This window comes from Mycobacterium sp. Aquia_213, assembly GCF_026625985.1.
Lineage (GTDB): Bacteria > Actinomycetota > Actinomycetes > Mycobacteriales > Mycobacteriaceae > Mycobacterium.
Window position 1 is genome coordinate 2,404,393 of the sequence record NZ_CP113116.1, and the last position, 24,699, is coordinate 2,429,091.

Annotated in this window: 22 protein-coding genes; 9 read left to right on the top strand and 13 right to left on the bottom strand. The window is 65.8% G+C overall.

From position 1 onward, the window contains the following. Window positions 1-12: 12 nt before the first annotated feature. Genes LMQ14_RS11295 through LMQ14_RS11315 form a run of 5 tightly spaced genes read left to right on the top strand, consistent with a single transcriptional unit; the run spans window position 13 to window position 4,430 of the window. Complete coding sequence (locus LMQ14_RS11295) at window positions 13-600, top strand: DUF3090 domain-containing protein (protein ID WP_267734811.1); 588 nt, start codon at window positions 13-15, stop codon at window positions 598-600. Further along, entirely contained in the window at window positions 584-1,399 is an 816-nt protein-coding gene (locus tag LMQ14_RS11300; protein ID WP_267734812.1) for an SCO1664 family protein, read from the top strand. Before LMQ14_RS11295 ends, LMQ14_RS11300 begins: the two co-directional genes overlap by 17 nt. Before the next feature lie 53 nt (window positions 1,400-1,452). After that, window positions 1,453-2,220 carry a 3'(2'),5'-bisphosphate nucleotidase CysQ gene (locus LMQ14_RS11305; protein WP_267735455.1) on the top strand — a complete coding sequence of 256 codons (768 nt, stop codon included), beginning with the start codon at window positions 1,453-1,455 and terminating at the stop codon, window positions 2,218-2,220. 46 nt (window positions 2,221-2,266) lie between these two features. Continuing rightward, window positions 2,267-3,523: a cysteine--1-D-myo-inosityl 2-amino-2-deoxy-alpha-D-glucopyranoside ligase gene (gene mshC, locus LMQ14_RS11310; protein ID WP_267734813.1), complete on the top strand. Its 1,257-nt coding sequence runs from the start codon at window positions 2,267-2,269 to the stop codon at window positions 3,521-3,523. A 25-nt stretch (window positions 3,524-3,548) separates the two neighbouring features. Beyond that, window positions 3,549-4,430 carry an SDR family oxidoreductase gene (locus LMQ14_RS11315; protein ID WP_267734814.1) on the top strand — a complete coding sequence of 294 codons (882 nt, stop codon included), beginning with the start codon at window positions 3,549-3,551 and terminating at the stop codon, window positions 4,428-4,430. A gap of 1 nt (window position 4,431) precedes the next feature. On the opposite strand, the gene LMQ14_RS11320 is transcribed toward LMQ14_RS11315, so the two are convergent. Next, window positions 4,432-5,865 (bottom strand): amino acid permease, encoded by a 1,434-nt coding sequence (locus LMQ14_RS11320; RefSeq protein ID WP_267734815.1) that lies wholly within the window; start codon window positions 5,863-5,865, stop codon window positions 4,432-4,434. A 135-nt stretch (window positions 5,866-6,000) separates the two neighbouring features. Continuing rightward, window positions 6,001-6,888, bottom strand: coding sequence for a PAC2 family protein (locus LMQ14_RS11325; protein ID WP_267734816.1), 888 nt, complete (start codon window positions 6,886-6,888; stop codon window positions 6,001-6,003). A gap of 293 nt (window positions 6,889-7,181) precedes the next feature. Between LMQ14_RS11325 and metH the strand changes: the two genes are divergently transcribed. Next, window positions 7,182-10,922, top strand: coding sequence for a methionine synthase (metH, locus tag LMQ14_RS11330; protein ID WP_267734817.1), 3,741 nt, complete (start codon window positions 7,182-7,184; stop codon window positions 10,920-10,922). 130 nt (window positions 10,923-11,052) lie between these two features. On the opposite strand, the gene LMQ14_RS11335 is transcribed toward metH, so the two are convergent. From LMQ14_RS11335 to LMQ14_RS11385, 11 genes are all read right to left on the bottom strand, one after another. Then, entirely contained in the window at window positions 11,053-11,952 is a 900-nt protein-coding gene (locus tag LMQ14_RS11335; RefSeq protein WP_267734818.1) for a class I SAM-dependent methyltransferase, read from the bottom strand. Window positions 11,953-12,036: 84 nt separating this feature from the next. Further along, window positions 12,037-12,804, bottom strand: coding sequence for a mannan-binding family protein (locus LMQ14_RS11340; protein ID WP_267734819.1), 768 nt, complete (start codon window positions 12,802-12,804; stop codon window positions 12,037-12,039). Between the two features lie 16 nt (window positions 12,805-12,820). Continuing rightward, window positions 12,821-13,474 carry a DUF3329 domain-containing protein gene (locus LMQ14_RS11345; protein ID WP_267735456.1) on the bottom strand — a complete coding sequence of 218 codons (654 nt, stop codon included), beginning with the start codon at window positions 13,472-13,474 and terminating at the stop codon, window positions 12,821-12,823. A gap of 68 nt (window positions 13,475-13,542) precedes the next feature. After that, window positions 13,543-14,793, bottom strand: coding sequence for an MlaD family protein (locus LMQ14_RS11350; protein WP_267734820.1), 1,251 nt, complete (start codon window positions 14,791-14,793; stop codon window positions 13,543-13,545). Continuing rightward, entirely contained in the window at window positions 14,790-16,007 is a 1,218-nt protein-coding gene (locus LMQ14_RS11355) for an MCE family protein (protein ID WP_267734821.1), read from the bottom strand. The genes LMQ14_RS11350 and LMQ14_RS11355 overlap by 4 nt, the downstream gene beginning before the upstream one ends. Beyond that, the gene (locus LMQ14_RS11360) at window positions 16,004-17,125 is read right to left on the bottom strand and encodes an MCE family protein (protein ID WP_267734822.1); all 1,122 of its coding nucleotides are present in this window, start codon (window positions 17,123-17,125) and stop codon (window positions 16,004-16,006) included. Before LMQ14_RS11360 ends, LMQ14_RS11355 begins: the two co-directional genes overlap by 4 nt. Beyond that, window positions 17,122-18,150, bottom strand: a complete 1,029-nt coding sequence (locus LMQ14_RS11365) for an MCE family protein (RefSeq protein ID WP_267734823.1) — start codon at window positions 18,148-18,150, stop codon at window positions 17,122-17,124. Before LMQ14_RS11365 ends, LMQ14_RS11360 begins: the two co-directional genes overlap by 4 nt. Further along, window positions 18,143-19,198 carry an MlaD family protein gene (locus LMQ14_RS11370; protein WP_267734824.1) on the bottom strand — a complete coding sequence of 352 codons (1,056 nt, stop codon included), beginning with the start codon at window positions 19,196-19,198 and terminating at the stop codon, window positions 18,143-18,145. The genes LMQ14_RS11365 and LMQ14_RS11370 overlap by 8 nt, the downstream gene beginning before the upstream one ends. Then, window positions 19,195-20,763 (bottom strand): MlaD family protein, encoded by a 1,569-nt coding sequence (locus tag LMQ14_RS11375; RefSeq protein ID WP_267734825.1) that lies wholly within the window; start codon window positions 20,761-20,763, stop codon window positions 19,195-19,197. Before LMQ14_RS11375 ends, LMQ14_RS11370 begins: the two co-directional genes overlap by 4 nt. After that, window positions 20,763-21,626 (bottom strand): ABC transporter permease, encoded by an 864-nt coding sequence (locus tag LMQ14_RS11380; RefSeq protein ID WP_267734826.1) that lies wholly within the window; start codon window positions 21,624-21,626, stop codon window positions 20,763-20,765. Before LMQ14_RS11380 ends, LMQ14_RS11375 begins: the two co-directional genes overlap by 1 nt. A 1-nt stretch (window position 21,627) precedes the next feature. Next, window positions 21,628-22,467, bottom strand: a complete 840-nt coding sequence (locus LMQ14_RS11385) for an MlaE family ABC transporter permease (protein WP_267734827.1) — start codon at window positions 22,465-22,467, stop codon at window positions 21,628-21,630. Between the two features lie 302 nt (window positions 22,468-22,769). Between LMQ14_RS11385 and LMQ14_RS11390 the strand changes: the two genes are divergently transcribed. The 3 genes from LMQ14_RS11390 (at window position 22,770) to hisG (ending at window position 24,608) form a co-directional block, all read left to right on the top strand. Continuing rightward, window positions 22,770-23,372, top strand: coding sequence for a TetR/AcrR family transcriptional regulator (locus tag LMQ14_RS11390; RefSeq protein ID WP_267734828.1), 603 nt, complete (start codon window positions 22,770-22,772; stop codon window positions 23,370-23,372). Window positions 23,373-23,466: 94 nt separating this feature from the next. Next, window positions 23,467-23,748, top strand: a complete 282-nt coding sequence (locus LMQ14_RS11395) for a phosphoribosyl-ATP diphosphatase (protein WP_085220407.1) — start codon at window positions 23,467-23,469, stop codon at window positions 23,746-23,748. 2 nt (window positions 23,749-23,750) lie between these two features. Beyond that, entirely contained in the window at window positions 23,751-24,608 is an 858-nt protein-coding gene (hisG, locus tag LMQ14_RS11400) for an ATP phosphoribosyltransferase (protein ID WP_267734829.1), read from the top strand. The last annotated feature ends 91 nt before the right edge of the window (window positions 24,609-24,699 follow it).

The following is a 24,699-nucleotide window of genomic DNA, read 5'->3' on the forward strand; positions in this document are numbered from 1 at the left end:
TTTGGAGGTGCCATGGCTCGCGCAATCCATGTATTCCGCACACCCGACCGCTTCGTGGCCGGGACCGTCGGTCAGCCCGGAAATCGCACCTTCTACATCCAAGCGGTGGGCGACTCCCGGGTGGTGTCGGTGGTGCTGGAGAAGCAACAGGTCGCCGTGCTCGCCGAACGCATCGGTGCGCTGCTGCTCGAGGTGAACCGCCGATTCGGCACACCCGTCCCGCCGGAGCCGGCCGAGGTCGACGACCTCAACCCGCTCATCACACCGGTCGACGCTGAGTTCCGGGTCGGGACGATGGGCCTGGGCTGGGACTCGGAGGCCCAAACCGTGGTGGTCGAACTGCTGGCCGTCACCGACGCCGAGTTCGACGCCTCGGTGGTGCTCGACGACACCGACGAAGGCCCCGACGCGGTGCGGGTGTTTTTGACCCCGGAGTCGGCGCGGCAGTTCGCCACCCGATCCAATCGCGTGATCTCGGCGGGACGTCCGCCATGCCCCCTGTGCGACGAACCGCTGGACCCCGCGGGCCACATCTGCCCGCGCGCCAACGGTTATAACCGCAGTGCGCTACTGGGGTCCAACGATGAACCCGAGGAATGACGATCGAGAGGTCTTGCGGGACGGCGAGCTGACGATTCTCGGACGGATCCGCTCGGCCAGTAACGCCACCTTCCTGTGCGAGTCCACGCTCGGCGAGTCCAGCGTGCACTGCGTCTACAAGCCGGTCTCCGGTGAGCAGCCGCTCTGGGACTTCCCTGACGGGACGCTGGCCGGCCGCGAACTTGCCGCGTATCAGGTTTCGACGCAGCTGGGCTGGAACCTGGTGCCCTACACCATCATTCGCCACGGTCCGGCAGGGCCGGGCATGTTGCAGCTGTGGGTGCAGCAGCCCGGCGACGCGGTGGACAGCGATCCGCGGCCCGGGCCGGATCTGGTCGACCTGTTTCCCGCGGGCCGGCAGCAGCCGGGTTATCTGCCGGTGCTACGGGCCCACGACTACAGCGGCGACGAGGTCATCCTGATGCACGCCGACGACATTCGCTTGTGGCGGATGGCGGTTTTCGACGTGCTGATCAACAACGCCGACCGCAAGGGCGGGCACGTCCTGCGCGACCTCGAGGGCCACATCTACGGCGTCGATCACGGGGTCTGCCTGCACGTCGAGAACAAACTGCGCACGGTGCTGTGGGGATGGGCCGGCAAGCCGATCGACGATCCGACCCTGGCGTCCGTCGCCGGCCTGGCCGACGCGCTGGCCGGCGAGCTCGGCGATGCGCTGGCCGGGCAGATCACCCGGACGGAGATCGCGGCACTGGGCGCGCGGGCGCACGCGCTGCTGGACAACCCGGTGATGCCCGTCCCCAATCGGCATCGGCCCATTCCCTGGCCCGCGTTTTAGGGTCCGGTATTGCCGTCGGCGATACTGAAGCGGTGAGCCCGGCCGCCGATGAGATGACTGACGCCGAATTGGCCGCCGATCTCGCCGCCGACGCGGGGGAACTGCTGCTGAAAGTGCGCGAGGAGATCGGGTTCGGTCATCCCTGGATGCTCGGCGACGCGGGCGACAGCCTGGCCAACGAGCTGATCCTGCGGCGGCTGCGCGCCGAGCGTCCCGACGACGCGGTGCTCAGCGAGGAAGCCTATGACGATCTCAAGCGGCTCAAGCACGACCGGGTGTGGATCATCGACCCGGTGGACGGCACCCGCGAGTTCTCCACCCCGGGGCGTGACGACTGGGCGGTACACATCGCGCTGTGGCAGCGTCCCACCGATGGCCGACGCGAAATCACCGATGCGGCAGTCTCTTTGCCGGCCCGGGACAACATCGTGTATCGCAGTGACACGGTGACCGACAGCCAGGCGCGGGTCGGGATTCCACACACGTTGCGGATCGCCGTCAGTGCCACCCGGCCACCGGCCGTGCTGCATCGCATGCGGCAGTCGCTGGCGATCCAGCCGGTCGGCATCGGCTCGGCCGGCGCCAAGGCGATGGCCATCATCGACGGTGACGTCGACGCCTATCTGCACGCCGGCGGCCAATGGGAATGGGATTCGGCGGCGCCGGCGGGGGTGGTGATGGCCGCGGGTATGCACGCGTCGCGACTGGACGGCTCGCCGATGCGCTACAACCAGGAGGACCCGTACCTGCCGGACTTCGTGATGTGTCGCGCCGAAGTGGCGCCGATCCTGCTCGGCGCCATCCGCGACGCCTGGCGCTAGCGGGTCGTCAGCGGGCCGTATCGTCACCGGGCTTAAAGTCGACAGCATGCAGTCGTGGTCTCCCGCACAGGTTCCGGTGGTGCCCGGACGCGGCCCGGAGCTACGGCTGTACGACACCGCCGACCGCCAGGTCCGCCCGGTGGCGGCCGGGAGCCCTCCCGGTTCAGCCGCCACCATGTACGTCTGCGGGATCACGCCGTACGACGCCACGCATCTGGGCCACGCGGCCACCTACCTGGCGTTCGACCTGATTCACCGGCTGTGGCTGGACCTGGGGCACGACGTGCACTACGTGCAGAACGTCACCGACGTCGACGACCCGCTGTTCGAGCGGGCCGCGCGCGACGGCATCGGCTGGCGTGAGCTCGGCGATCGCGAGGTGGCGCTGTTCCGCGAGGACATGACCGCGCTGCGGGTGTTACCGCCGCGCGAGTACGTCGGAGCGACCGAAGCCATTCCCGAAGTCGTGGAGCTGGTCGAAAAGATGCTGGCGTCCGGCGCGGCGTACGTCGTCGACCCGGAAGTGGGGGAATATCCGGACGTCTACTACCGCGCGGATGCCACCCCGCAGTTCGGCTACGAGTCGGGCTACGACCGCGACACCATGCTGCGGCTGTTCGCCGAGCGCGGCGGCGACCCGGACCGCGCCGGCAAGACCGACCAACTCGACGCGCTGCTGTGGCGGGCCGAGCGACCCGGGGAGCCCAGCTGGCCGTCACCGTTCGGCCCGGGCCGGCCCGGCTGGCACGTCGAATGCGCGGCGATCGCGCTCAGCCGCATCGGCAGCGGCCTGGACATTCAGGGCGGCGGCACCGACTTGATCTTCCCGCATCACGAGTTCACCGCCGCACATGCCGAATGTGTAAGGAATGAAAGGCGATTCGCTCGCCACTACGTGCATGCCGGGATGATCGGCTGGGACGGGCACAAGATGTCGAAGAGCCGCGGCAACCTGGTATTGGTGTCGGGGCTGCGTGCGCAAGGCGCCCCGCCGTCGGCCATTCGGCTCGGTCTGCTGGCCGGGCACTACCGCGCGGACCGGTCGTGGAGCCAGCAGCTGCTCGACGAGTCGGCCGTGCGGCTGCAGCGCTGGCGCACCGCGACGACGCTGCCCGCCGGCCCGGATGCCACCGACGTCATCGCCCGGGTGCGCAAGTACCTGGCCGACGATCTCGATACGCCCAAAGCGATTGCCGCACTTGATGGTTGGACCACCGACGCACTCGAGTACGGCGGACACGACGAGGACGCGCCAAAGTTGGTGGCCTCCGCGATCGACGCGCTACTCGGCGTGGAACTGTAATCGCTGCGAAAGGTTGTTGACGGCCATGACATCGCTGCAGGGCAAAGTCGTTCTGATCACGGGAGGTGCCCGGGGAATCGGCGCCGAGGTCGCGCGCCGGTTGCACAACAGGGGCGCCAAACTCGTGCTGACGGACCTCGACAAAGCCGAGTTGGACACGCTGGCCGCCGAACTCGGTGGTGACGATCAGGTGCTGACGATGGTCGCCGACGTGCGCGATCTGCCCGCCATGCAGGCCGTCGTCGACAAGGCCGTGGAACGCTTCGGCGGTCTCGACGTCGCCGTGGCCAACGCCGGCATCGCCAGCTACGGGTCGGTGCTGCAGGTCGACCCGGAGGCTTTCCGGCGGGTGCTGGATGTCAACCTGCTCGGCGTCTTTCACACCGCGCGCGCCACGCTGCCCGCGCTGATCGACCGGCGCGGCTATCTGCTGATCGTCTCGTCCCTGGCCGCGTTCGCCGCGGCCCCGGGCATGGCGTCCTACGACATGTCGAAGGCCGGCAATGAGCATCTGGCCAACGCGCTGCGCCTGGAGGTCGGCCATCGCGGCGTCGGTGTCGGTGTGGCGCACATGTCCTGGATCGACACCGCGCTGGTCCGCGACACCAAGTCCGACCTGGCCTCGTTCGGCGACTTCCTCAAGCACCTGCCCTGGCCGTTGAGCAAGACCACCTCGGTGGACAAGTGCGCGACGGCCTTCGTCAAGGGCATCGAGGGCCGCAAGGACCGGGTCTACTGCCCGGGGTGGGTGGTCGCATTCCGCTGGCTCAAGCCGGTGCTGTCCAGCACCGTCGGTGAACTACCCGTTCGCAAGGCTTCCGCCGAACTGGTGACCCAGATGGATGCCGAGGTCGCCGCGCTCGGCCGCTCCACGAGCGCCTACAACGAGGAACTCGGCAAGGCGTAGCTCACCAGCGCGCGGCGGAGGCCGCCACTCGCTTGCGAACCAGGTACCAACCCCCGATCAGCGCCGGGATGATGACGATCAACGCTGCGACGCTCGAGGTGCCGGCCGGTTCGTCGAACGCCATCAACACCACAATGCCGACCAAGAACACCAACGTGATGTAGCCGCTGTACGGGGTGAACGGCATCCGGAAGGCGGGGCGCTCGAGGGTCCCCGCTTGTGTTTGCTTGTAGAACCGAAGCTGACACAACACGATCATGGCCCAGGACGCGATGATGCCCAGAGCGGCGTCGTGCAGCACGATTTCGAAGGCTTCACCGGGGTTGAAGGCGTTGAGTGCGATACCGCCAAGGCAGATGACGGCGGTCATGGCGATACCCCCGTAGGGCACGCCGCGTTTCGTCATGCGGCTGGCGAATTTGGGGCCGCTGCCGCTCATCGCCAGTGAGTGCATGACGCGACCGGTCGAATAGAGTCCGGCGTTCAGGCTGGACAGAGCGGCGGTGAGGACCACGATGTTCATCAGGTCACCGGCTCCGGCGAACCCGATCTTGGAGAAGAACGTGACGAACGGGCTCTCGCCGGCCTTGTAGGCGGTGTAGGGCAGCAGCAGCCCCAGCAGGGCGACCGATCCGACATAGAACACCGCGACGCGGAAGATCACCGAATTGATCGCGCGCGGCATGATCTTCTCCGGCTCGGCCGTCTCGCCGGCGGCGATACCCACCAATTCGACTCCGGCATAAGCGAATACCACTCCGGAGGCCGTCACCAGCAGTGGCACCACACCGGTCGGGAACAGCCCGCCGTGGTCGTCCCAGAGGCCGGGCCCGGTCTCATGCCCGTCGATGTGGAATCGCCCGGCCAGGAACACAATTCCGACGATCAGGAACGCGACGAGTGCGACAACCTTGATCAGCGCCGCCCAGAACTCGAACTCGCCGAACCATTCGACGGAGATCAAGTTCATCGACAACACCACCACCAGCGCGATGAGGGCAAGAACCCACTGTGGGATCGGCCCGAAGGCCCCCCAGTGATGCAAGTAGGTGGCGATCGCGGTGGTGTCGACGATCGACGTCATCGCCCAGTTCAGGAAGTACATCCAGCCGACGACGTAGGCGGCTTTCTCGCCGAAGAACTCGCGGGCGTAGGAGACAAACGAACCCGACGACGGACGGTGCAGCACCAGCTCGCCCAGCGCGCGCAGCATGAAGAACACGAAGATTCCGCAGAACGCGTACACCAGGAAAAGCCCGGGGCCGGCCTTGACGAGTCGCCCGCTGGCACCGAGGAAAAGCCCGGTGCCGATCGCTCCGCCGATCGCGATCATCTGAAGTTGTCGGGGCTTGAGCCCCTTGTGGTAGCCGGCCTCTTCGTTCAGAGGCCCCGAAGAGTGCGCATCGGGTTCAGGCGTGTCGGGCAGCGCGGTCATGGGGGTCCAATCGTCGTCGTTAGCCCAACCCGCGGGTCTCCCCGAAGTGCCAAGAACCGGGGTTTGTCAATCCGGTTGGTTTGTCAGCGATCTTTTCGTAGTCGGCCGAGGAGGGCAACAGGAGAAGCCGCTCGATTACCGCCCGAATCCCGGGCGGCGGCGGCGCAGGTAGCGCTCGAACTCGGCGGCCAGCGCGTCGCCGTCGATCTTGCCCAGGGCTTCGTTCACATCGACCTCGGCGTCGCCGCGTTGCTCCAGTGACTGCACGTATTCGGCGAGGTCCTCGTCTTCGGTGGCCATCTCAGTGACCGCCAGCTCCCACTCCTCGGCCTGGGCGGGCAAATCGGCCAGCGGAACCTCGATATCGAGCACGTCCTCGACGCGGCGCAGCAGTGCCACCGTCGCTTTCGGGTTCGGCGGGTGCGACACATAGTGCGGGACCGCGGCCCAGAACGTCACGGCCGGGATCCCGGCCGCCACGCAGGCGTCCTGGAATACCCCGGCGATCCCGGTCGGCCCCTCGTAGCGGGTCTCCTGCAGGCCGAAACGTTCGGCCGACTCGGGGGAGTAGGCCGCGCCGGAGACCGGTACGGGCCGTGTGTGGGGTGTGTCGGCCAGCAGCGCGCCGAGGATCACGACCGTGTCGACGTTGAGCTTGTCGGCGATGGCCAGCAGCTCGGCACAGAACGTGCGCCAGCGCATGTTGGGCTCCACCCCGTGCATCAATACGATGTCGCGGTCGCTGCCGGGTGGCCGGCAGTGGGTGATCCGCATCGCCGGCCACACCAGTTCGCGGGTCACCCCGTCGACCTGACGGATGACCGGGCGATTCACCTGGTAGTCGTAGTACGCCTCGTCGTCGATCTCCACGATCGGGTGGGCTTCCCAGATCGCGTCGAGGTGCTCCAGCGCATCGCTGGCCGCGTCGCCGGCGTCGTTCCAGCCCTCGAACGCCGCCACAACAATTGTGTTGTGGAGGTCGGGGAGCGCGAAGGCTTCCGGGCCACGATCCGGCGGGGTCACAGAATCAGCCTAAGGCCTGCCCGCTCGGCGGCGACTCCAGCCGCGCGGCGGGAAGCACAACCGGCCGGTACACCAGGGCATTTGCATAGCACGACTATGCTTGTGAGGTGATTGCCGCGAGCCAACACGACAAGCGGGCTGTGGTCGATCGCAGCGATGAGCTGGGCGTCCAGACGTCGATTGAACGGTGACGACGTAGACTTTTCTGGGTCGAGAGGCGTTGCAACGGTTCCGGGTTCCGCCGGTATCCGCCACGCTCGGCAGAGTCAAGGACGCCTTCCGTTACGGAAGGAATGTGTGTGAACGCCTTTGAGCCGAACATCCGCCCCGACTGCACCGACGAACTGACCGGTGCGCTGGGCCAGCGGATCATGGTGATCGACGGCGCGATGGGCACGGCGATACAGCGGGACCGGCCGGACGAGGCCGGCTACCGCGGCGATCGGTTCACGGAGTGGCCGACCGCTCTGCAGGGCAACAACGATCTGCTCACCCTGACGCAGCCGCAGATCATCGAGGGGATCCACCGCGAGTACCTCGAGGCGGGCGCCGACATCCTGGAGACCAACACGTTCAACGCGAACGCGATCTCGCTCTCCGACTACGACATGGCCGAGCTGGCCTACGAGCTGAACTACGCCGGCGCTGCCCTGGCGCGGGCGGCCGCCGATGAGTTCAGCACCCCGGAGAAGCCCCGCTACGTCGCCGGTGCCATCGGGCCGACGACACGGACCGCGTCGATCTCGCCGGACGTCAACGACCCCGGAGCCCGCAACGTCTCCTACGACCAACTGGTTGCCGCCTACCTCGAAGCCGCGAACGGCCTGGTCGATGGTGGTGCCGACCTCCTCATCGTCGAGACGATCTTCGATTCGCTGAATTCCAAGGCGGCGGTGTTCGCCCTCGAGACGCTGTTCGAGGACCGCGGACGCCGCTGGCCGGTGATCATCTCGGGCACCATCACCGATGCCTCCGGGCGGACGTTGTCCGGTCAGGTCACCGAGGCATTCTGGAACGCGATCAGACATGCGAAGCCGATCGCGGTGGGCCTCAACTGCGCCCTGGGCGCGCCGGAGATGAGGCCCTACATCGCCGAGATGGCCCGGATCGCCGACACCTTCGTCTCCTGCTACCCAAATGCCGGTCTGCCCAACGCCTTTGGCGAGTACGACGAGTCCCCGGAGCGTCAGGCCGGCTACATCGCCGAGTTCGCCCAGGCCGGCCTGGTGAACCTGGTCGGTGGTTGCTGCGGAACGGCGCCGCCGCACATCGCCGAGATCGCCAAGGTCGTCGAGGGCAAACCGCCGCGCGAGCTGCCGGAGATCGGGGTGGCCACCCGGCTCTCGGGCCTGGAACCGCTCAACATCACCGACGACTCCCTGTTCGTGAACATCGGTGAGCGCACCAACATCACCGGCTCCGCCCGGTTCCGCAACCTGATCAAGGCCGAGGACTACGACACCGCGCTGTCGGTCGCCCTGCAGCAGGTCGAGGTCGGCGCGCAGGTCATCGACATCAACATGGACGAGGGCATGATCGACGGCGTCGCCGCGATGGACCGGTTCACCAAGCTGATCGCGGCCGAGCCGGACATCAGCCGCGTCCCGGTGATGATCGACTCCTCCAAGTGGGAGGTCATCGAGGCGGGCCTGAAGAACGTGCAGGGCAAGCCGATCGTCAACTCGATCTCCATGAAGGAGGGCGAGGAGAAGTTCATCCGCGAGGCCCGGTTGTGCCGCAAGTACGGCGCCGCCGTCGTCGTGATGGCCTTCGACGAGCAGGGTCAGGCCGACAACCTGGAGCGCCGTAAGGAGATCTGCGGGCGTGCCTACCGGATCCTGACCGAAGAGGTCGGCTTCCCGGCCGAGGACATCATCTTCGACCCGAACTGCTTCGCGCTGGCGACCGGTATCGAAGAGCACGCGACGTACGGGATCGACTTCATCGAGGCCTGCGCCTGGATCAAGGAGAACCTTCCCGGGGTGCACATCTCCGGCGGCATCTCCAACGTGTCGTTCTCGTTCCGGGGCAACAACCCCGTCCGCGAGGCGATCCACGCCGTGTTCCTGTACCACGCCATCAAGGCCGGCCTGGACATGGGCATCGTCAACGCCGGTGCGCTGGTGCCCTACGACTCGATCGACCCCGAGCTGCGGGACCGCATCGAGGACGTCGTCCTGAACCGTCGCGAGGATGCGGCCGAAAGGCTGCTGGAGATCGCCGAACGGTTCAACAGCTCGGAAAAGGCCGACGACCCGGTGGCCGCCGAGTGGCGATCTCTCCCGGTTCGCGAGCGGATCACGCACGCCCTGGTCAAGGGCATCGACGCCCACGTCGATGCCGACACCGAGGAACTGCGGGCCGAGATCGAGGGCGCCGGTGGTCGCCCGATCGAGGTGATCGAGGGCCCGCTGATGGACGGGATGAACGTCGTCGGTGACCTCTTCGGCGCGGGCAAGATGTTCCTGCCTCAGGTGGTGAAGTCGGCCCGGGTGATGAAGAAGGCCGTCGCGTACCTGCTGCCGTTCATCGAGGCGGAAAAAGAGCAGAACGGCACCGCCGCCAGCAAGGACACCAACGGCACGATCATCATGGCGACGGTGAAGGGCGACGTCCACGACATCGGCAAGAACATCGTCGGAGTTGTGTTGCAGTGCAACAACTATGAAGTGATCGACCTCGGTGTGATGGTGCCCGCCCAGAAGATCCTGGACGCGGCCAAGGAGCACGACGCCGACATCATCGGCTTGTCCGGACTGATCACCCCGTCCTTGGACGAGATGGTCAACTTCGCCGTCGAGATGGAGCGCGAGGGGCTTCAGATCCCGTTGCTGATCGGTGGCGCGACCACCTCACGCGCCCACACCGCGGTCAAGGTGTCGCCGCGTCGCAGCGGTCCGGTGGTTTGGGTCAAGGACGCTTCCCGCTCGGTGCCGGTCGCTGCTGCGCTGCTCGACGACAAGCAGCGTCCCGCCCTGCTGGAGGCGACCGAGAAGGATTACGCATCGCTGCGCGAACGGCACGCCCAGAAGAACGAGCGGCCGATGCTGACGCTGGAGAAGGCCCGCGCCAACCGGACGCCGATCGAGTGGGACGGTTACACACCGCCGGTACCCGCGCAGGGCATCGGCGTGCGGGCGTTCGAGGAGTACGACCTCGCCGAGCTGCGCGAATACATCGACTGGCAGCCGTTCTTCAACGCCTGGGAGATGAAGGGTCGGTTCCCCGACATCCTCAACAACCCGGTCTCGGGCGAAACCGCCCGCAAGCTGTACGACGACGCCCAGGAGATGCTCGACACCCTGATCAAGGAGAAGTGGCTCACGGCCAACGGCGTGATCGGCTTCTTCCCGGCGAACGCGGTCGGCGACGACATCGAGGTCTACACCGACGAGACCCGCACCGAGGTGAGGACCCGGCTGCACAACCTGCGCCAGCAGGGCGAGCACCGCGACGGCATCCCGAACCGTTCGTTGGGCGACTTCGTCGCGCCCAAGGACACCGGTCTGGCCGACTACATCGGCGCTTTCGCCGTCACCGCGGGGCTGGGCGGCGGTGAGAAGATCGCCGAGTTCAAGAAGGCCAACGACGACTACAACGCGATCCTGCTGGAATCGCTCGCCGACCGGCTGGCGGAGGCGTTCGCCGAGCGGATGCACCAACGGGTCCGCAAGGAGTTCTGGGGATTTCAGCCCGACGAGCAGCTGGACAACGAGGCGCTCATCGCGGAGAAGTACCGGGGAATCCGCCCGGCCCCCGGCTACCCGGCCTGCCCGGAGCACACCGAGAAGGCGACGATCTGGGAGTTGATGGACGTCAAGGAGCGCACCGGTATCGAGCTGACCGAGTCGATGGCGATGTGGCCCGGTGCTGCCGTCAGTGGCTGGTACTTCTCGCATCCGCAGTCGCAGTACTTCGTGGTCGGCCGGATAGCACAGGACCAGGTCGCCGATTACGCGAAGCGCAAGGGCTGGACCCTCAAAGAAGCCGAGCGCTGGCTCGGCCCCAACCTCGGCTACAACCCGGAGGACTGAGCCCTACCATGTTCATGCTGGTGCGAGAGTTGAACCGCGTCGTCGATATCGCCGTGGAAGCCGTCAACGTCACGGTCCTGCATGTCCGACGCATCGTGGCGGCGCCGGCAGGCCAACTAAGGCGACTCGTTCAGCTCAGCACTGCCGACAGGTAGCCGGAGGAGCCACCGAACGAGGCCAGCTCGTCCTGCGGAAGTTGAAAACCGTTGGCGGAGAAGGCCTGCTCGGTCGTTCGGATGTCGACCCGCCAACCACGCTCGCTGAGGTAGTCGCCGGCGCTATTGCGATCACCGGTGTAGAACAACTCGGCCAGGTTGATCTTGGAGCCGATCCGCCGCGACCTCTCGGTCAGCTTTTCCGCCCAATCCGCGGGGATATTGCTGAAATCCATGTGCTCGCAGGCGATCCGGCTGCCCGGTGCCGACAGCGCGGCGACGTTGTCGAACAAGCGGTCCTGCGCCTCCGGCGGCAGATAGACGAGCAGGCCCTCCGCGCTCCACGCGGTCGGCTGTGCCGGATCGAGTCCGGCGTCGACGAGCGCCGCGGGCCAGTCGTCGCGCAGGTCGATCGCGACCGTGCGACGTTGCGCAGGCAGCTTTGCGCCCAGGTCGGCCAGCGTGCGGGTCTTGAAGTCGATCACGCCGGGTTGGTCGATTTCGTAGACCACGGTGTCCGCCGGCCACGGCAGTCGGTAGGCCCGGGTGTCCAGACCGGACGCCAGAATCACGGCCTGCCGCACACCGGCATCGGTGGCGTGGGCGAAGAAGTCGTCGAAGTACCGGGTGCGCACGGTGATCTGGTTGAGTACGGCCTGCCGGTTCATCACGGGATCGTCGGTGTCGCCGAGCTTTCCGTCGATCAGCTTGATGAATGTCTCACTGCCCACCGCGCGCACCAGGGGATCGGCCCACGGGTCGTTCAGCGGCGCATCCGGACCCTGCGAAGCCATCGCGCGCTGAGTCGCGACCGCGGTGGCGGTCGCGCCCACGCTGGACGCCAAATCCCAGGTGTCATTCTCGGTGCGCGCCATGCCGGTTCCCTTCCGCGTACGTCTGTGCGTTAGTTAGATGACTTAACCACCGCTACTGTACGCGGGGACCGGCGGGGCCGCCGACTAGATGCGCAGCACCGGGCCGAGCGCGGAAAGCGGAATGTGCGCCTGCACGGTGCCGCCGTCCATGTACCACTGCGGCAGGCCCGGTGAGAAGTTGATCGGCTCGTCGTGGCCGACGGGATAGTCCGGCATGTAGAGGATCAATTCGTCGGGTGTCAGCGCCCACGCCTTGTACGCGCCGGAGTAGACCTTGTCGGGAGTCCAGCGGTCGATGATGAACGGGTAGGTCCCCGGATCGTGCGGCGGCGGCGCCTGGTTGAGTGCTGTTTCGATGAACGGGTGCGCCAGCGGCGGGATGGCGGTCAGCGGGTTCGACGTCGTCACATCCGAGAGCTGCAGCCGTCTGCCGGTGGCCATGTCGAACGTGAAGGTCCGGTAGGCGTTGTTGGGCTTGGGTCCGTCGGCGTGGTAGTCCTCGTGGAACACCGCGCTGAGCAGGTTGCCGTGCTGGAAGATCTGGTAGTTCTCCTCGCCATAGCTGTCGGCGGCCATGTGCGCGTTGGCGTTGCGCCAGTTGTTGACCAGGGTGTGCAGGTAGTCGCGCACCACGCCGCTGGTGATGGGGTTGTCGATGAGTTCGCCGGGCACCGCGACCTTGATGTCGCGGACGGCGTTGCGTTCCGACGTCACCGTGGTGTGGCAGTACTGGCCGTCCCAGTCGCCGCCGAGCTCGCCGCAGAACGACGGCGCCGAGGCCCGCGCGATGGCCGCGTGCGGAATCGCCGTCGCGGCGAGCAAGAGAAGTGTTGCGCTCAGTCTCTTCAGCATGGCGTGACTCGTCGGCTCAGAGGAGCTGGACTTTGCTTGCCCGCCAGCGGCCGTCGACTTTTTCCATCGTCATCTTGATCCGGCTGCGGTCGATGCGTGGATCTGGCGACTGCGAATTGGCCACGGTCTGGTCGATAAAGACAAGCACCACAACCTTATTCGCGGATTCGGACTGAATCGCCGAGTCCACCACCACCCCGTGTGCGCTGGCCTTGTTGTCGATCAGCAGCTGCCGGAGCTGCACGCTGGACTGGGTGTACATGTCTTTGAACTCGCCGGTCGCACCGTCGAGCACCTGGCGGAAGTTCTCGTCGACCTTGGTGGAATCGATGCTCGTCAGCACCTGCGCGTAGGCAATCGCGGCCTGTTGAGCCTGCTGGCCCGCCTCTCTCACCTCGTGCTCTTGCCATAACTTCCAGCCGAGGAAGCCGTTAACCGCAAGCGAAGCAACCAGTAACAGCGGCAGCGCGCCGCGGCGCAGATAGCGCCCCCAGGGCCGCTCGCGCAGCGGGGTCTTGTCGCCCTTCTCCTTCTTGGCCCCACGCCCGAACGGAATATCCTCGTCGTCCGAATCGGTCGCTTGGGTGTCCTCGACGTCAACGTCGTCGTCTTCGGCGTCGGTGCCCTCGACGTCTTCGGGTTCGGCTTCTGCGCCTGGTACTTCGGGCATTTCGGCCTCGGCAACTCTCTCGGATGTGGCGGTCACAATCAACTCCTCTGTCAGAGTTTAGGTTGGTCCTAGTGCGGCGGTTCGATCGGCAGCGGGGGTCCGCCATAGGGCGTGGGAATCGTGAAGCGGCCCTTCGGTGTTGGATCGGTTCTGCGACCCAGGTCCGCTCCCAGCGGCGGGCCGGCCGTGTCGTCGCCGCCCGGGCGCGGCGCGTTCTTGGCCCCGCGGATCGACACGGCGGGGTCGGTGTCGCGGCAATAGGTGTACATGAACGGCTCGTAGTAGTCCGCGGCCGACGGCGGATGCGCGGGCGTCCCGTAGTCGCACACGTAGCGGGGGTAGAGGTCGGCGATCGCCCAGACTCCGTGGTCGTGAAAGGCGCTGGACACCGCATCGAGCACCGAGCCCCGGTAGTCGGGGAACAGCGCGTTGAGCGCCGGCACCCGCTGGTAGAGCAACTGCGACATGGTGGCCATGCTGCCCAGCAACTGCACCATCGTGTCGGAGTTGTCGGAGAACAAATTGTCGACCGCCGACAGGGTGCGCGGCGTCTGTGCCGTCAGCCTCCGGTAGCCGGCTTGCATTCGAGCGACCCCGGTCAGCGTGCGGTTGAGTTCGGTTGCGGTGGCGGCCAATCCGGCGTTCTTATCGCTCGCCAGGGTGAGCACCACCCGGCTGGCCTTGATGATGCTGGTCGTTTGGGGCAGCACCGAATCGAGCGTCGACAGCAGGAAGGTGCCGCCGTCGACGATGGCGGCCAGTTTCGCCGGGCCCTGGATGCTCAGGCTCAGTTCTTTCTTGATCAGCTCGACTTTGCGCGGGTCGACCTGGGCCAGCAGTCCGTCGGCGTCACCGAGCAACCGCGCCAGACTCACCGGAACGCTTGCGTGGGCCAACGTGATCAGGCTGCCGTCGTGGAGATACGGCCCGGCATCGGATTCGGCTTGGAAGTCGATGTACTGCTCGCCGGCCGGTGATAACGCCGACACGTGCACGACGCTGTTGGCCGGGACCCGCACCTTCGACGTGATGCTGGCGATGGCGTTGACCCCGGTGTCGGTGATCTGCAATGACTCGACGCGGCCAATCCGCACACCGCGCAGTGCGACATCCTGATTGGGCAGCAGGCCACCGGATTCCGGCAACTGCACGGTGACCCGGTAGGACGACGCCAGCGGTGCTACCCGCAATGCCCCAATCAGCAGGTAAGCGGTTCCGACCACCAGGGTGAGCACCAATCCGGCCACCGACAGCCAGACCTGTTGGCGGTGTGCGGCCCGCACCACGCGGACCACGACGTTGGCGACTTCGGCGATCACGGCGGCGGTCCCGGTGGCGGCGGCCCGGGCGCCGGCGGGGGAGGACCGGGGGCGATGTCGATTTGGCCAGGGATATTCGGGTCTGGCATGACAGGAACCTGCGGTGAGTTCGGACCCCGGCCGACCACGCGTTCTTGCAGACGCCACAGGGTGTACTTCAGGGTGCCGACGAGCAGGTTCATGTTGTAGTGGTGTGGTCCGTGCAGCCCGATGTCGCCGGGATAGCCGATGTCGGGCAGCGATCCGAGGATCAGTTTGTCGACGCCTACGTGCACCGAGATCGCGCTTCCCGAGGTCGATTTGACCATCGGGGGGATCATCCGGTTGATTGCGTAAAAGCTGGTATCCGGGCTGACCGCAACGTCGTTGGCGGCCCCGGCGATCGTGTTCAGGTCGCGGATGATGCTGCGGCCGCTGGTGTCGGTGCCGCCGATCGACGGGAACCTGGACAGCAACCGTGAGGTGTCGCCCACCTGCACGGCCAGGTTGGACAGCTCGGCGGTGTTGTCGGCCAGGGCCGCGGTGGCGGGTCTGGCCGCGGTCATCAGGTCGGTGATGGCCCCGTCTTTGGCATCGAGTTGCTCTGCCAGACGCGACAACTGGGTCAACGCGCTCGAGATCTGGTCGGACCTGGTGTCGAGCGTGCCGACCAGTTGGTTGGACTTGCGGATCAGCTCTCCGAACGCCTGGCCCTGGTCGCCGGTGGCCTTACCGAAACCGTTGATGATGTTGGTGAAGTTACGTACGGCTCCGCCGTTCACCAGAATCGCGGCCGAGCTGAGCACCGATTCGACCGTCGCTGCGGCCGCCGTCGAATCCAGCCCGATGGTGTCGCCGCCCCGCAGCACCGGATCGTCGGCGGGGTCATCGGCCGGCGGCTTCAGTGCCACGAACACGTCGCCCAGTGGTGTGGCGGTGCGTAATTCGGCGGTGCTGCCCCGCGGTAGCCGCACGTCGTTTCTGATCCGCAGCGTGGTGATCGCGGTGTAGTTGTACGCAACCATCGCTTCGACCTGCCCGACGTCGGCGCCGGCGAGTTTCACCTTGGCGTTCATCGGAAGGTTGAGCGCGTTGGAGAACACGGCGGTCAGGGTGTATCCGCCGGAACCCAGTCCGGGAGCCGGAAGTGGAAGGCTGGCAAGGCCATTCGTGCCGCAGCCCGAGGTGATCAACACCGCGGCCGCGATGGCGAGGCCGCGCCGCCCGGCTGTCATTTCTGCCCCATCGCGGCCATGCCGTCCAGCACATAGGTCAGCCCGAAATCCGGTCCGAAGTCCTGGATTGTCCCCGTGCTGCAGCCGAGCTGCCGAAGGCCCATCAGGTTGCAGATCTCTTTGGTGTACTGGCTGTCGAAGACCAATCGGTCGGTCAGGAAACGGGCGCGCACGGCGCCGTTCGCCCGGTCGATCATGTTGTACGCGTTGTCGGCCAGCATCGGCGCCACATCGAGGAGTTCGGCGAGGCCTCGCCGCTGGTCGGTCACCGTCTGCAATGTGGAGTTGCCGTTGAGCAGCGCCCGCTTGATCGTGTCGCGGTTGGTGTCGAGCAGGTCGCCGGCCCGCTGGATCAGCTGTTCGAATCTCTTTCCGGTAGTGCCGCTTCCGATGTCCTCGTCGGCCATGATCTGGCTGACTTGGTGGATGGTGGACGCGAATTCGCGTAGTTTGCCGTCATTGGCGGCCACCGCGTCGAACAGCGTGCTGATGTTCTTGACGATCGTGGTGATCTGCTCGCGGGTCTGGGCGCCGCCGTCGCTGGACAGGCGCAGCGCCGTGGACAGTTGGTCGAGCGCCGATTTGATCTGCCCGCCGTTGCCCTCGACCACCTTGGTCCCGTTGTTCAGCACGTCGGCGACGGGCCCGCCGCCATGGCCGTCGCCCCCGAGCGACTTGGTGACCTTGTCGAGAACGCTGAGCACACGGCTGAATTCGACGGGGGTCTTGGTCCGGGTCAAGCCGATCGTGTCGTGGTTCTGCAGCACCGGGCCGCCACGGTAGGGCGGCGTGAGCTCGATCTGCCGGTCGGTGAGGATCGAGGTCGACACCGTGACGGCTTGGGCGGTGGCGGGGACCTTGACGTGGCGATCGACGGTGAATTCGACTTCGACGTAACCACCCTTGGCATTGATCTTGGTGATCTTTCCCACCGGCATTCCCAATACCGCGACCACATTGCCCTCGTAAAGTCCTGAGGCGCTGTCGAATTGGGCCGTCACCGTGATGGCGTCCGCGTCAGGCGTCAGGTACCACCAGCCGATTCCGACGGCCGTGGCGAGCACCGCCAGGGTGGCGCAGATGGCGACCGCCCTGGACCGCAGCTTCGATGCCGTCACTTGCAGTCCTTGAAGTATTGGATCATGCCGAACTGCTTTGCGCGGCCGCTGATTGCGCACATCCACGAGTCGACGAGCGGGACGTTGTTGGCGTTGAAATTCACCGCATTGCCCTCGCCGGTGAGGTTGGCCGCCTCACGGAAGAAGATCGGACTGATCTGCAGCATGTTGGCCAGCAGGTCGTCGTGTTGCGCCATCATGCCGGTGAAGTCGCGCATGTCCGCGATCAGCGAGTCAAGACCTGACCGGTCGTTGACCACGATCTGGCTCATGGTGTCGACGAGGCTGGTCAGCGACTGCATCATCGCGTGGAAAACGGCTCGCCGCGCGACGAATTGGCCCAGCAGGTCCTGCCCCTGGTTGACGAGATTGCCGATGCCGGCTTGCTGGCGCCGCAAGGTGTTTGTCACCCGTTCGGTGCTTCCCAGCAGCTGGCCCAGTTGGTCGCGGCGCACCGCGATGATGGACGACAGCGATCCGATGTTCTTCATGGCCTGCGGCACCACCGCGGGCAGGCCCTCGAGCTGCTTGCCCAACACCGCAAGCGACTGGGCGAACCGGTCGGAATCGACCTGCTCGAACGTCGTGGTGGCGTCCTGCAATGCGGCTTGTAAGTCGTAGGGAACGTCGGTGTGGGCCAGATCAAAGGTATTGTGCGGCAGCGTGTTCGAGCCATTGGGCTGCACCGAGAGATAACGCGAGCCCAGGATGGTGGTGACCTTGATCGTGGCCCGGGAATCCTTGCCCAGCACGATGTTGTCGCGAATCTTCAGACCCGCCTCGACGTGGTCGCCGTCGAGTTTCATGCTGGTCACTTCGCCGACCGGGATGCCCGCGACGACGATCGGGTTGCCGGCCCGCAGCGAGGCGGCCTGCAGGAACTCCGCAGTGTAGTGCCGGTAGCCGGCGCCGAGCGCGTGCACCGCCAGCATGGCCCCGATGACTACCGCGACCACCGCGACGGCGATAAACCCAAGCCACGTCTTGTTGTAGCTCTCCAGCGGACGCTTCTTGTTCTCAGCCACCGGCAGTGCTCCTGCATCTCGGTGTGTGCCACATCTTGTTGCCGGGGGTGGCGGCGGCGACGATGATCGGCACGACGTCATTGAGGCCGGGGAAGAATCCCATGAAGTTGACGTCGCACACGTAGGCGTTACCGTAGGCGCCCTGGTTACCCACTCGGACAAGCCCTTTCAGTAGCAGCGGGATGTTGTCGCCGAAGAACGCCACCTGCGGCTCGACATCCATCAGGTGTCTGGCCGCACCGGGTTTGCGATCGATGAATTCGCGCAGCGCCGGATACACGTCGGTGGCCGAGGCCGAGAGCCGGCCCATCACCCGGGACAGCGAACCCGCCGAGGACACCAGCTCCGGACGCCGCCGGTCGAGCTGGCCAACCACCTCGCGCGTTTGGGTGATCACTCCGTCGAGATTGTCGTTCTGCCGAGCAAGGTTACCGACCACCTTGTTGAGGTTGGTGATCACGTCACCCAGGGCTTGATCTCGCCCGGCGAAAGTCTCTGTGAGGGTTGATGTTTGGCTGATCAGCGTGGTCAGCGACGCGGTGTCGCCCTGCAGCGACGCGATGATGCCCTTGGTGAGGTTGTCGGCATCCTGCGGGTTTAGCAGGCTGAACAGCGGTTCGTAGCCGTTGAGCAGCGCGGTGACATCAAAGGATGGTTCGGTGCGTTCCAGCGGCAGCACACTGCCCGGCGGGAGCAGGCTCTGACTGCCCTCCGGTCCCAAAGACAGCCCGAGGTAACGCTGTCCGACGATGTTTTGGTAAGTCACGGAGGCGACGGTGTTGCCGTACAGGTGCTGATCGGTTTGCACCACGAACGCGACTTTCGCGAGTTTCCCGTCGAGCTCGACGCTTTCCACCCGGCCCACCCGCACCCCGGCCATCCGGACGTCGTCGCCTTCGCGCAGCCCGTAGACATCGGTGAACAATGCCGAATACTTGGCCGTGTCGCCGGCAACGTCACGTCGCAGGCTCACGTACACCAGCCAGGTGAGCGTCAACGCGACGACCATGAACAGCGTGAGGCCGATCAGCGGTGCCCGGAATTTCATCTCGGCCCTCCGGGTGCGGGTTTCAGCGAGACCGTGGACCCGCGAGCCACCGGTCCCAGCAGTAGCTCGGTGGCCGGCGTGGCGGTCTGGCCGGTGATCACGCTCAGCATGTTGCGCTCGTACTGGCTGCCGACGGGGCCCACGTTGCCCCCGAAGGACGATTGCGGTATCCACGGCGCCTTCGGCGCCACCGGCGCGACCCACGGTGCGTTCGGCGACGGCGTCGCGGGCGCCCCGGGCGATGGGTTATCGGGGTTGGCGCTGCCCGGTACCGGCGGCGACGGTGGAAGCCAGGATGGCAGTGGGGGATTGGGATCGGTCAGGTTGGGGCTCGGATTGATCAACGGCGGTCCGACCGCGACGAGGTTTCCGTCCGGGCCGATGATCGTGCCCGGCGGCGGCGCGAGATCCTTGGGCGGCTGATAGTTCTGCGGCAGCAGCACCTCCGGCATATCGGGGCGCACCGGCACCAGCGGTGCGGTAAAGCAACTGGGCCCCTTCAGCTCTCCGTAATGCGGGCAGTCGGCGCGGGTGTAGGTAGACGAGGGGGTAAACGTCAACATCGCGCGCATATTGCCGACATCACGGCCCGGTACCCAGACCTCCTCCATGAACCTGTTGGCCAGGTTGTCCAACTTGGTGACCGCGGGCACGAAATTGCTCGACCGCATCGCCAACACGCCCAGCACCGGCGTGAAATCGGCGGTGATCCGAATGAGCTGGTCGATGTGGTTACCGAACGATTCGCGTGTGGTCCCGACCGTGTTCTCGGCGCCGGAGAGCAGCGCGGCCAACTGCCCGCGCGTCTCGGCAAAAGTCTGCAAAGGTTCGACGGCCTGGTGCAAGGCGTCGACAAGATCGGGTGCCGTCTGTGCGAGTCCATGCGCCGCGTCGACGAGTGCGGAGACGGTCGACGGCCCGGTGTCGGTGCTGACAATCGAATTGAGTTGGTCGAGAAGGCGATTCAATTGCGCCCCGGCATTCAGCAGGGGGACGCGGCGGTGGTCGGTGGCGGCACCCAGCGCGGCCAGGATCCCGATGGACCTGTCGTCGCGGCCGCGCCCGGTGGCGGCCAGCAGGTCGCGCAACTTGCTGACGGTGGTCTGAAACAGGACGGTCGGAAGCCGGGTGTCTTCGGGGATGTGCGCGCCCGGGTGGATCGCGGCGCCCGGGCCCTCCTGATTTGGGGAGCCCACCAGCTGCACCGACGACACCGCGAAGACGTTGCTGGGAACCACGCGAGCGGTGACCGCGGCCGGAATCGACTTGGCGAATGCAGGTTTGAGATCGATGTGGACGTAGTTGGGTTTTCCGTTGGACGCGGGAACCACATCGTCGACCATCCCGACGAGCACGCCGTGATACTTGACGTCCGACTTCTGCGGCAGCCCGTCGCCGACGTTGACCAGATCGGCGACCACCCGGACGTAGTCGTTGAGCCGGCCGGTGGACTTGAGCAACATCGCGACGGTAAGCAGGGCCGCGACCACCACCACCGCCGCACCGGTGGCAAGTAACTGACGGTCCGAGGGCCCGCGGCCGTCCGGCTCAAGAGAATTCGGCATCAACCACCGAACCTTGCGCCCGCGTCGACCCCCCACAACGCCATGGTGAGCAACATGTTCACGATGATCACGACGGTGATGCTGGCCCGCATGCCATGCCCGGCGGCCACGCCGACACCCTCGGGCCCGCCAGTCGCGTAATACCCGTAGTAGCACTGAATCGTGGACGCGATCCACACGAAGATGATGGCCTTGATCAACGAGTAGACGATGTCCTGGCCGGCCAGCATCAGCGTGAAGTAATGCAGGTAGGAGCCCGTCGAGCCGCCGCTGCTGATCCCCACCACAAGCTGCGTGGTCAGGTAGCCGATCGCCAGGCACGCCACATACAGCGGGACGATGGCCGCCACCGAGGCGATCAGCCGAGTCGTCACCAGATACGGAATCGGGCGAATCGCGATCGATTCCAACGCGTCGATTTCCTCGGCGATCCGCATCGACCCGAGCTGAGCGGTGAAGCGGCAGCCGGCTTGCATGGCGAAAGCCAGCGACGCCATCAGCGGTGCCAGCTCGCGCGTGTTGACCAACGAGGAGACGAACCCGGTGGCCGGCCCGAGACCCAGCAGGTCCAGGAAGTTGTAGCCCTCGATGCCGACCAGCGCGCCCACGGTCATCCCGAGCACGAGGGCCACGCCGGCGGTTCCGCCACCAACCACGATCGAGCCGTTGCCCCAGGTGATGTTGGACAGCAGTCGCAGGAATTCGCCGCGGTACTGTCGCAACGCGAGTGGCACGGCGACCAGCGCCCGGATGAAAAAGACCAACAGATGGCCGAGCCGAATGATCGGAACCGTGCCCCTGCGATACAGCCGGATAACCGGGACGGTGATCGGCGCAAAGGGCCGATAGGCAGAAACCGTCATGTCACAGGCCCGTCCTGGGCACCAGCATGATGTAAAGCTGGCTGATCGCGACGTTGACGATCATCAGCAGCAGGATCGCCTCGACGACGGCCGCGTTGACCGAGTTCGCGACGCCGGTCGGGCCACCGACGGTGGACAGGCCCTTCTGCGCCGACACGACGGCCACGATGGCGCCGAAGATGACCGCCTTCACCAACGCCAAGATCATGTCGTCTGGCGTCGCGAACGAAGCGAAGGTCGAGACGAAACTGCCCGGGGCCCCGTTCTGAAAGTACACGTTGAACATGTAGCTCGCGAAGAATCCGACGAAGCACACGACACCGGTGAGCGCGACGCCGATCATGATCGCCGCGGCGAACCGCGGCACCACCAGCCGACGGATCACCGAGACGCCCATCACCTCCATCGCGTCGGTTTCTTCGCGCATGGTCCGCGAACCCAGATCTGCGGTGATCGCCGACCCGACGGCCGAGGCCATCAGCACGGCGGCGACCAGCGATGCGCCCTGCCGGATGACCGCCAGTCCGCTGGCCGCGCCGGCCAGCGAGGTGGCGCCCACCTGCCCGGCGAGCAGGGCGAACTGAATGGACAACGTGACGCTGATCGGCAATGACACCAGAATCGTCGGCAAGACGGCGGTGCCGGCCATAAACGCGCCCTGGCGAACAAATTCCTGCCATTGAAATCGGCCGGTCACCAGGTCGAAAAAGAAGTATTGAATGGTGCGCACACCAAGGACGAACTGTTCGCCCACTGTTGTCAGCGAGGCAAGCGGATGACGTTTGACGTATCCGGCAGACCAGTCCTGGATGGCGGTAAGGCCGTCTTGTTGTGCCGTCATTCAAGCGCAGCCGGAAGTCCGTCTAGCAAACCTAAGCTATCGGTCATCGCGCACCAGCTATCGCCACCATTGGCGCTCCCCCCACCAACAAATGCACGAGTGCAGAACGCGGGGAGTCGGGTGCCGTGCAGCGCATTGTCATAACGGTAATGTCACCAGGCTCCGTGAACTGCGGTTCTCGGTGTGTGCTGTATCACAGTAGCCCACTTGATAGGCGCTTTCAATAGTGTAGAGTCACTCACCTGAGATCGTCACTGGACGGTACCGACGCGTTGGAATGTCAGCTCGACGAAGGTAATGGCATGCCCTCAGCAAACACCGGATCACTACGGGATCGGCGCCGCGCGGAGTTACTCTCTCAGATCCAGAACACTGCATATCAGCTTTTCGCCGAACGCGGATTCGATACGGTGACGACGGAGGACATTGCCGCGGCTGCCGGAATTTCCATCAGTACCTATTTCCGGCACGCACCCACCAAAGAAGGCCTGCTGGCTGATCCCGTCCGCGAGGCGATCGGTGAGATCGTGGGTTCGTACAACGCGCGACCCCAGGACGAATCGGCCGTCGAAGCATTGCTTCACGTGTTTGTCACGCGCGCCCGAGACGCCGACGAACTCGACAATCTCGATACCTGGCGCCACGCGATCGCCACCGCGCCGCACCTGTTGAGCAAAACGGTGCTGGTCAGCGAAACCGACCACGATATGTTCATCGAGCAGGTCGCCGCCCGGATGGGTGTTGATGCGACCGCGGACCTTCGCCCGGCGCTGTTGGTTGATACAAGTTTGGCCACAGTCAAATTCGTCCTCGATCGCTGGCTGACCTCGGATATGTTCGCGGGCCAGCCATTTCACCTTCAGCTGGAGGCCGCGCTGCGCACCACGCTGGCTGGATTCGACTAACGGTTCTCGGCGCCGCGAAACAGGCTGTGGGGCTTGCGGATCGCCCGTGCGAGTGGTCACCAGCGGAAACCGAGGTGACTTTGCTCGTTGCCTCGTGAAACAATCGCTGGCCGTGAAGACATTCGAGGATCTGTTCGCCGAACTCGGCGATCGTGCCCGCACCCGACCGGCCGGCAGCGCCACGGTCGCCGCGCTCGACGGCGGGATTCATGGGCTGGGCAAGAAGATCCTGGAGGAGGCCGGCGAGGTGTGGCTGGCCGCCGAGCACGAATCCGACGACGCATTGGCCGAGGAGATCAGTCAGTTGCTGTACTGGGCGCAGGTGCTGATGATCGCGCGCGGACTGTCCCTCGACGACGTCTATCGGAAGCTGTGAGCATGTTGCGGGTTGCGGTACCGAACAAGGGCACGCTGAGCGAGCCGGCCAGCGAGATCCTTTCGGAGGCGGGCTATCGGCGGCGCACCGATTCCAAAGACCTCACCGTCATCGACCGCGTCAACCACGTCGAGTTCTTCTTCCTGCGGCCCAAAGACATTGCCATCTATGTCGGTTCGGGACAGCTCGATTTCGGCATCACCGGGCGAGACCTGGTGCTCGACTCGGATGCGCCGGTGCGCGAATGCCTGGCGCTGGGTTTCGGGTCATCCAGCTTCCGTTATGCGGGACCGGCCGGGCTGGACTGGACGACGGCCGATCTGGCCGGTAAGCGAATCGCCACTGCATACCCGAATCTGGTGCGAAAAGACCTGGCGAACAAGGGAATTGAAGCAACCGTCATCAGGCTCGACGGCGCCGTGGAGATTTCGGTTCAACTCGGGGTGGCCGACGCGATTGCCGACGTGGTGGGATCCGGCCGCACCCTGAGCCTGCACGACCTGGTGGCCTTCGGTGAGCCGCTCTGTGATTCGGAGGCGGTGCTGATCGAGCGCGCCGGCTCCGACGGCGACGGCGCAGCGCGAGCGGCGCGCGATCAGCTGGTTGCCCGGATTCAGGGTGTGGTGTTCGGGCAGCAGTATTTGATGCTCGACTACGACTGCCCGCGCTCGGTACTCGACAAGGCCACGTTGATCACGCCGGGGCTGGAGTCGCCGACCATCGCCCCGCTGGCCGACCCGGACTGGGTGGCCATCCGGGCGCTGGTCCCGCGTCGGGGCGTCAACGAGATCATGGACGAGCTCGCGGCCATCGGCGCCAAAGCGATTCTGGCTTCCGATATCAGGTTCTGCCGATTCTGACTGATCCTGCCCGCCCGGCCCCGGCTGTGTTAGCGTCCGGCTAGGGGGAGGGGGCCCGCTGGGCCGCCCCCTCTTACCGTTGCCGCGCTGT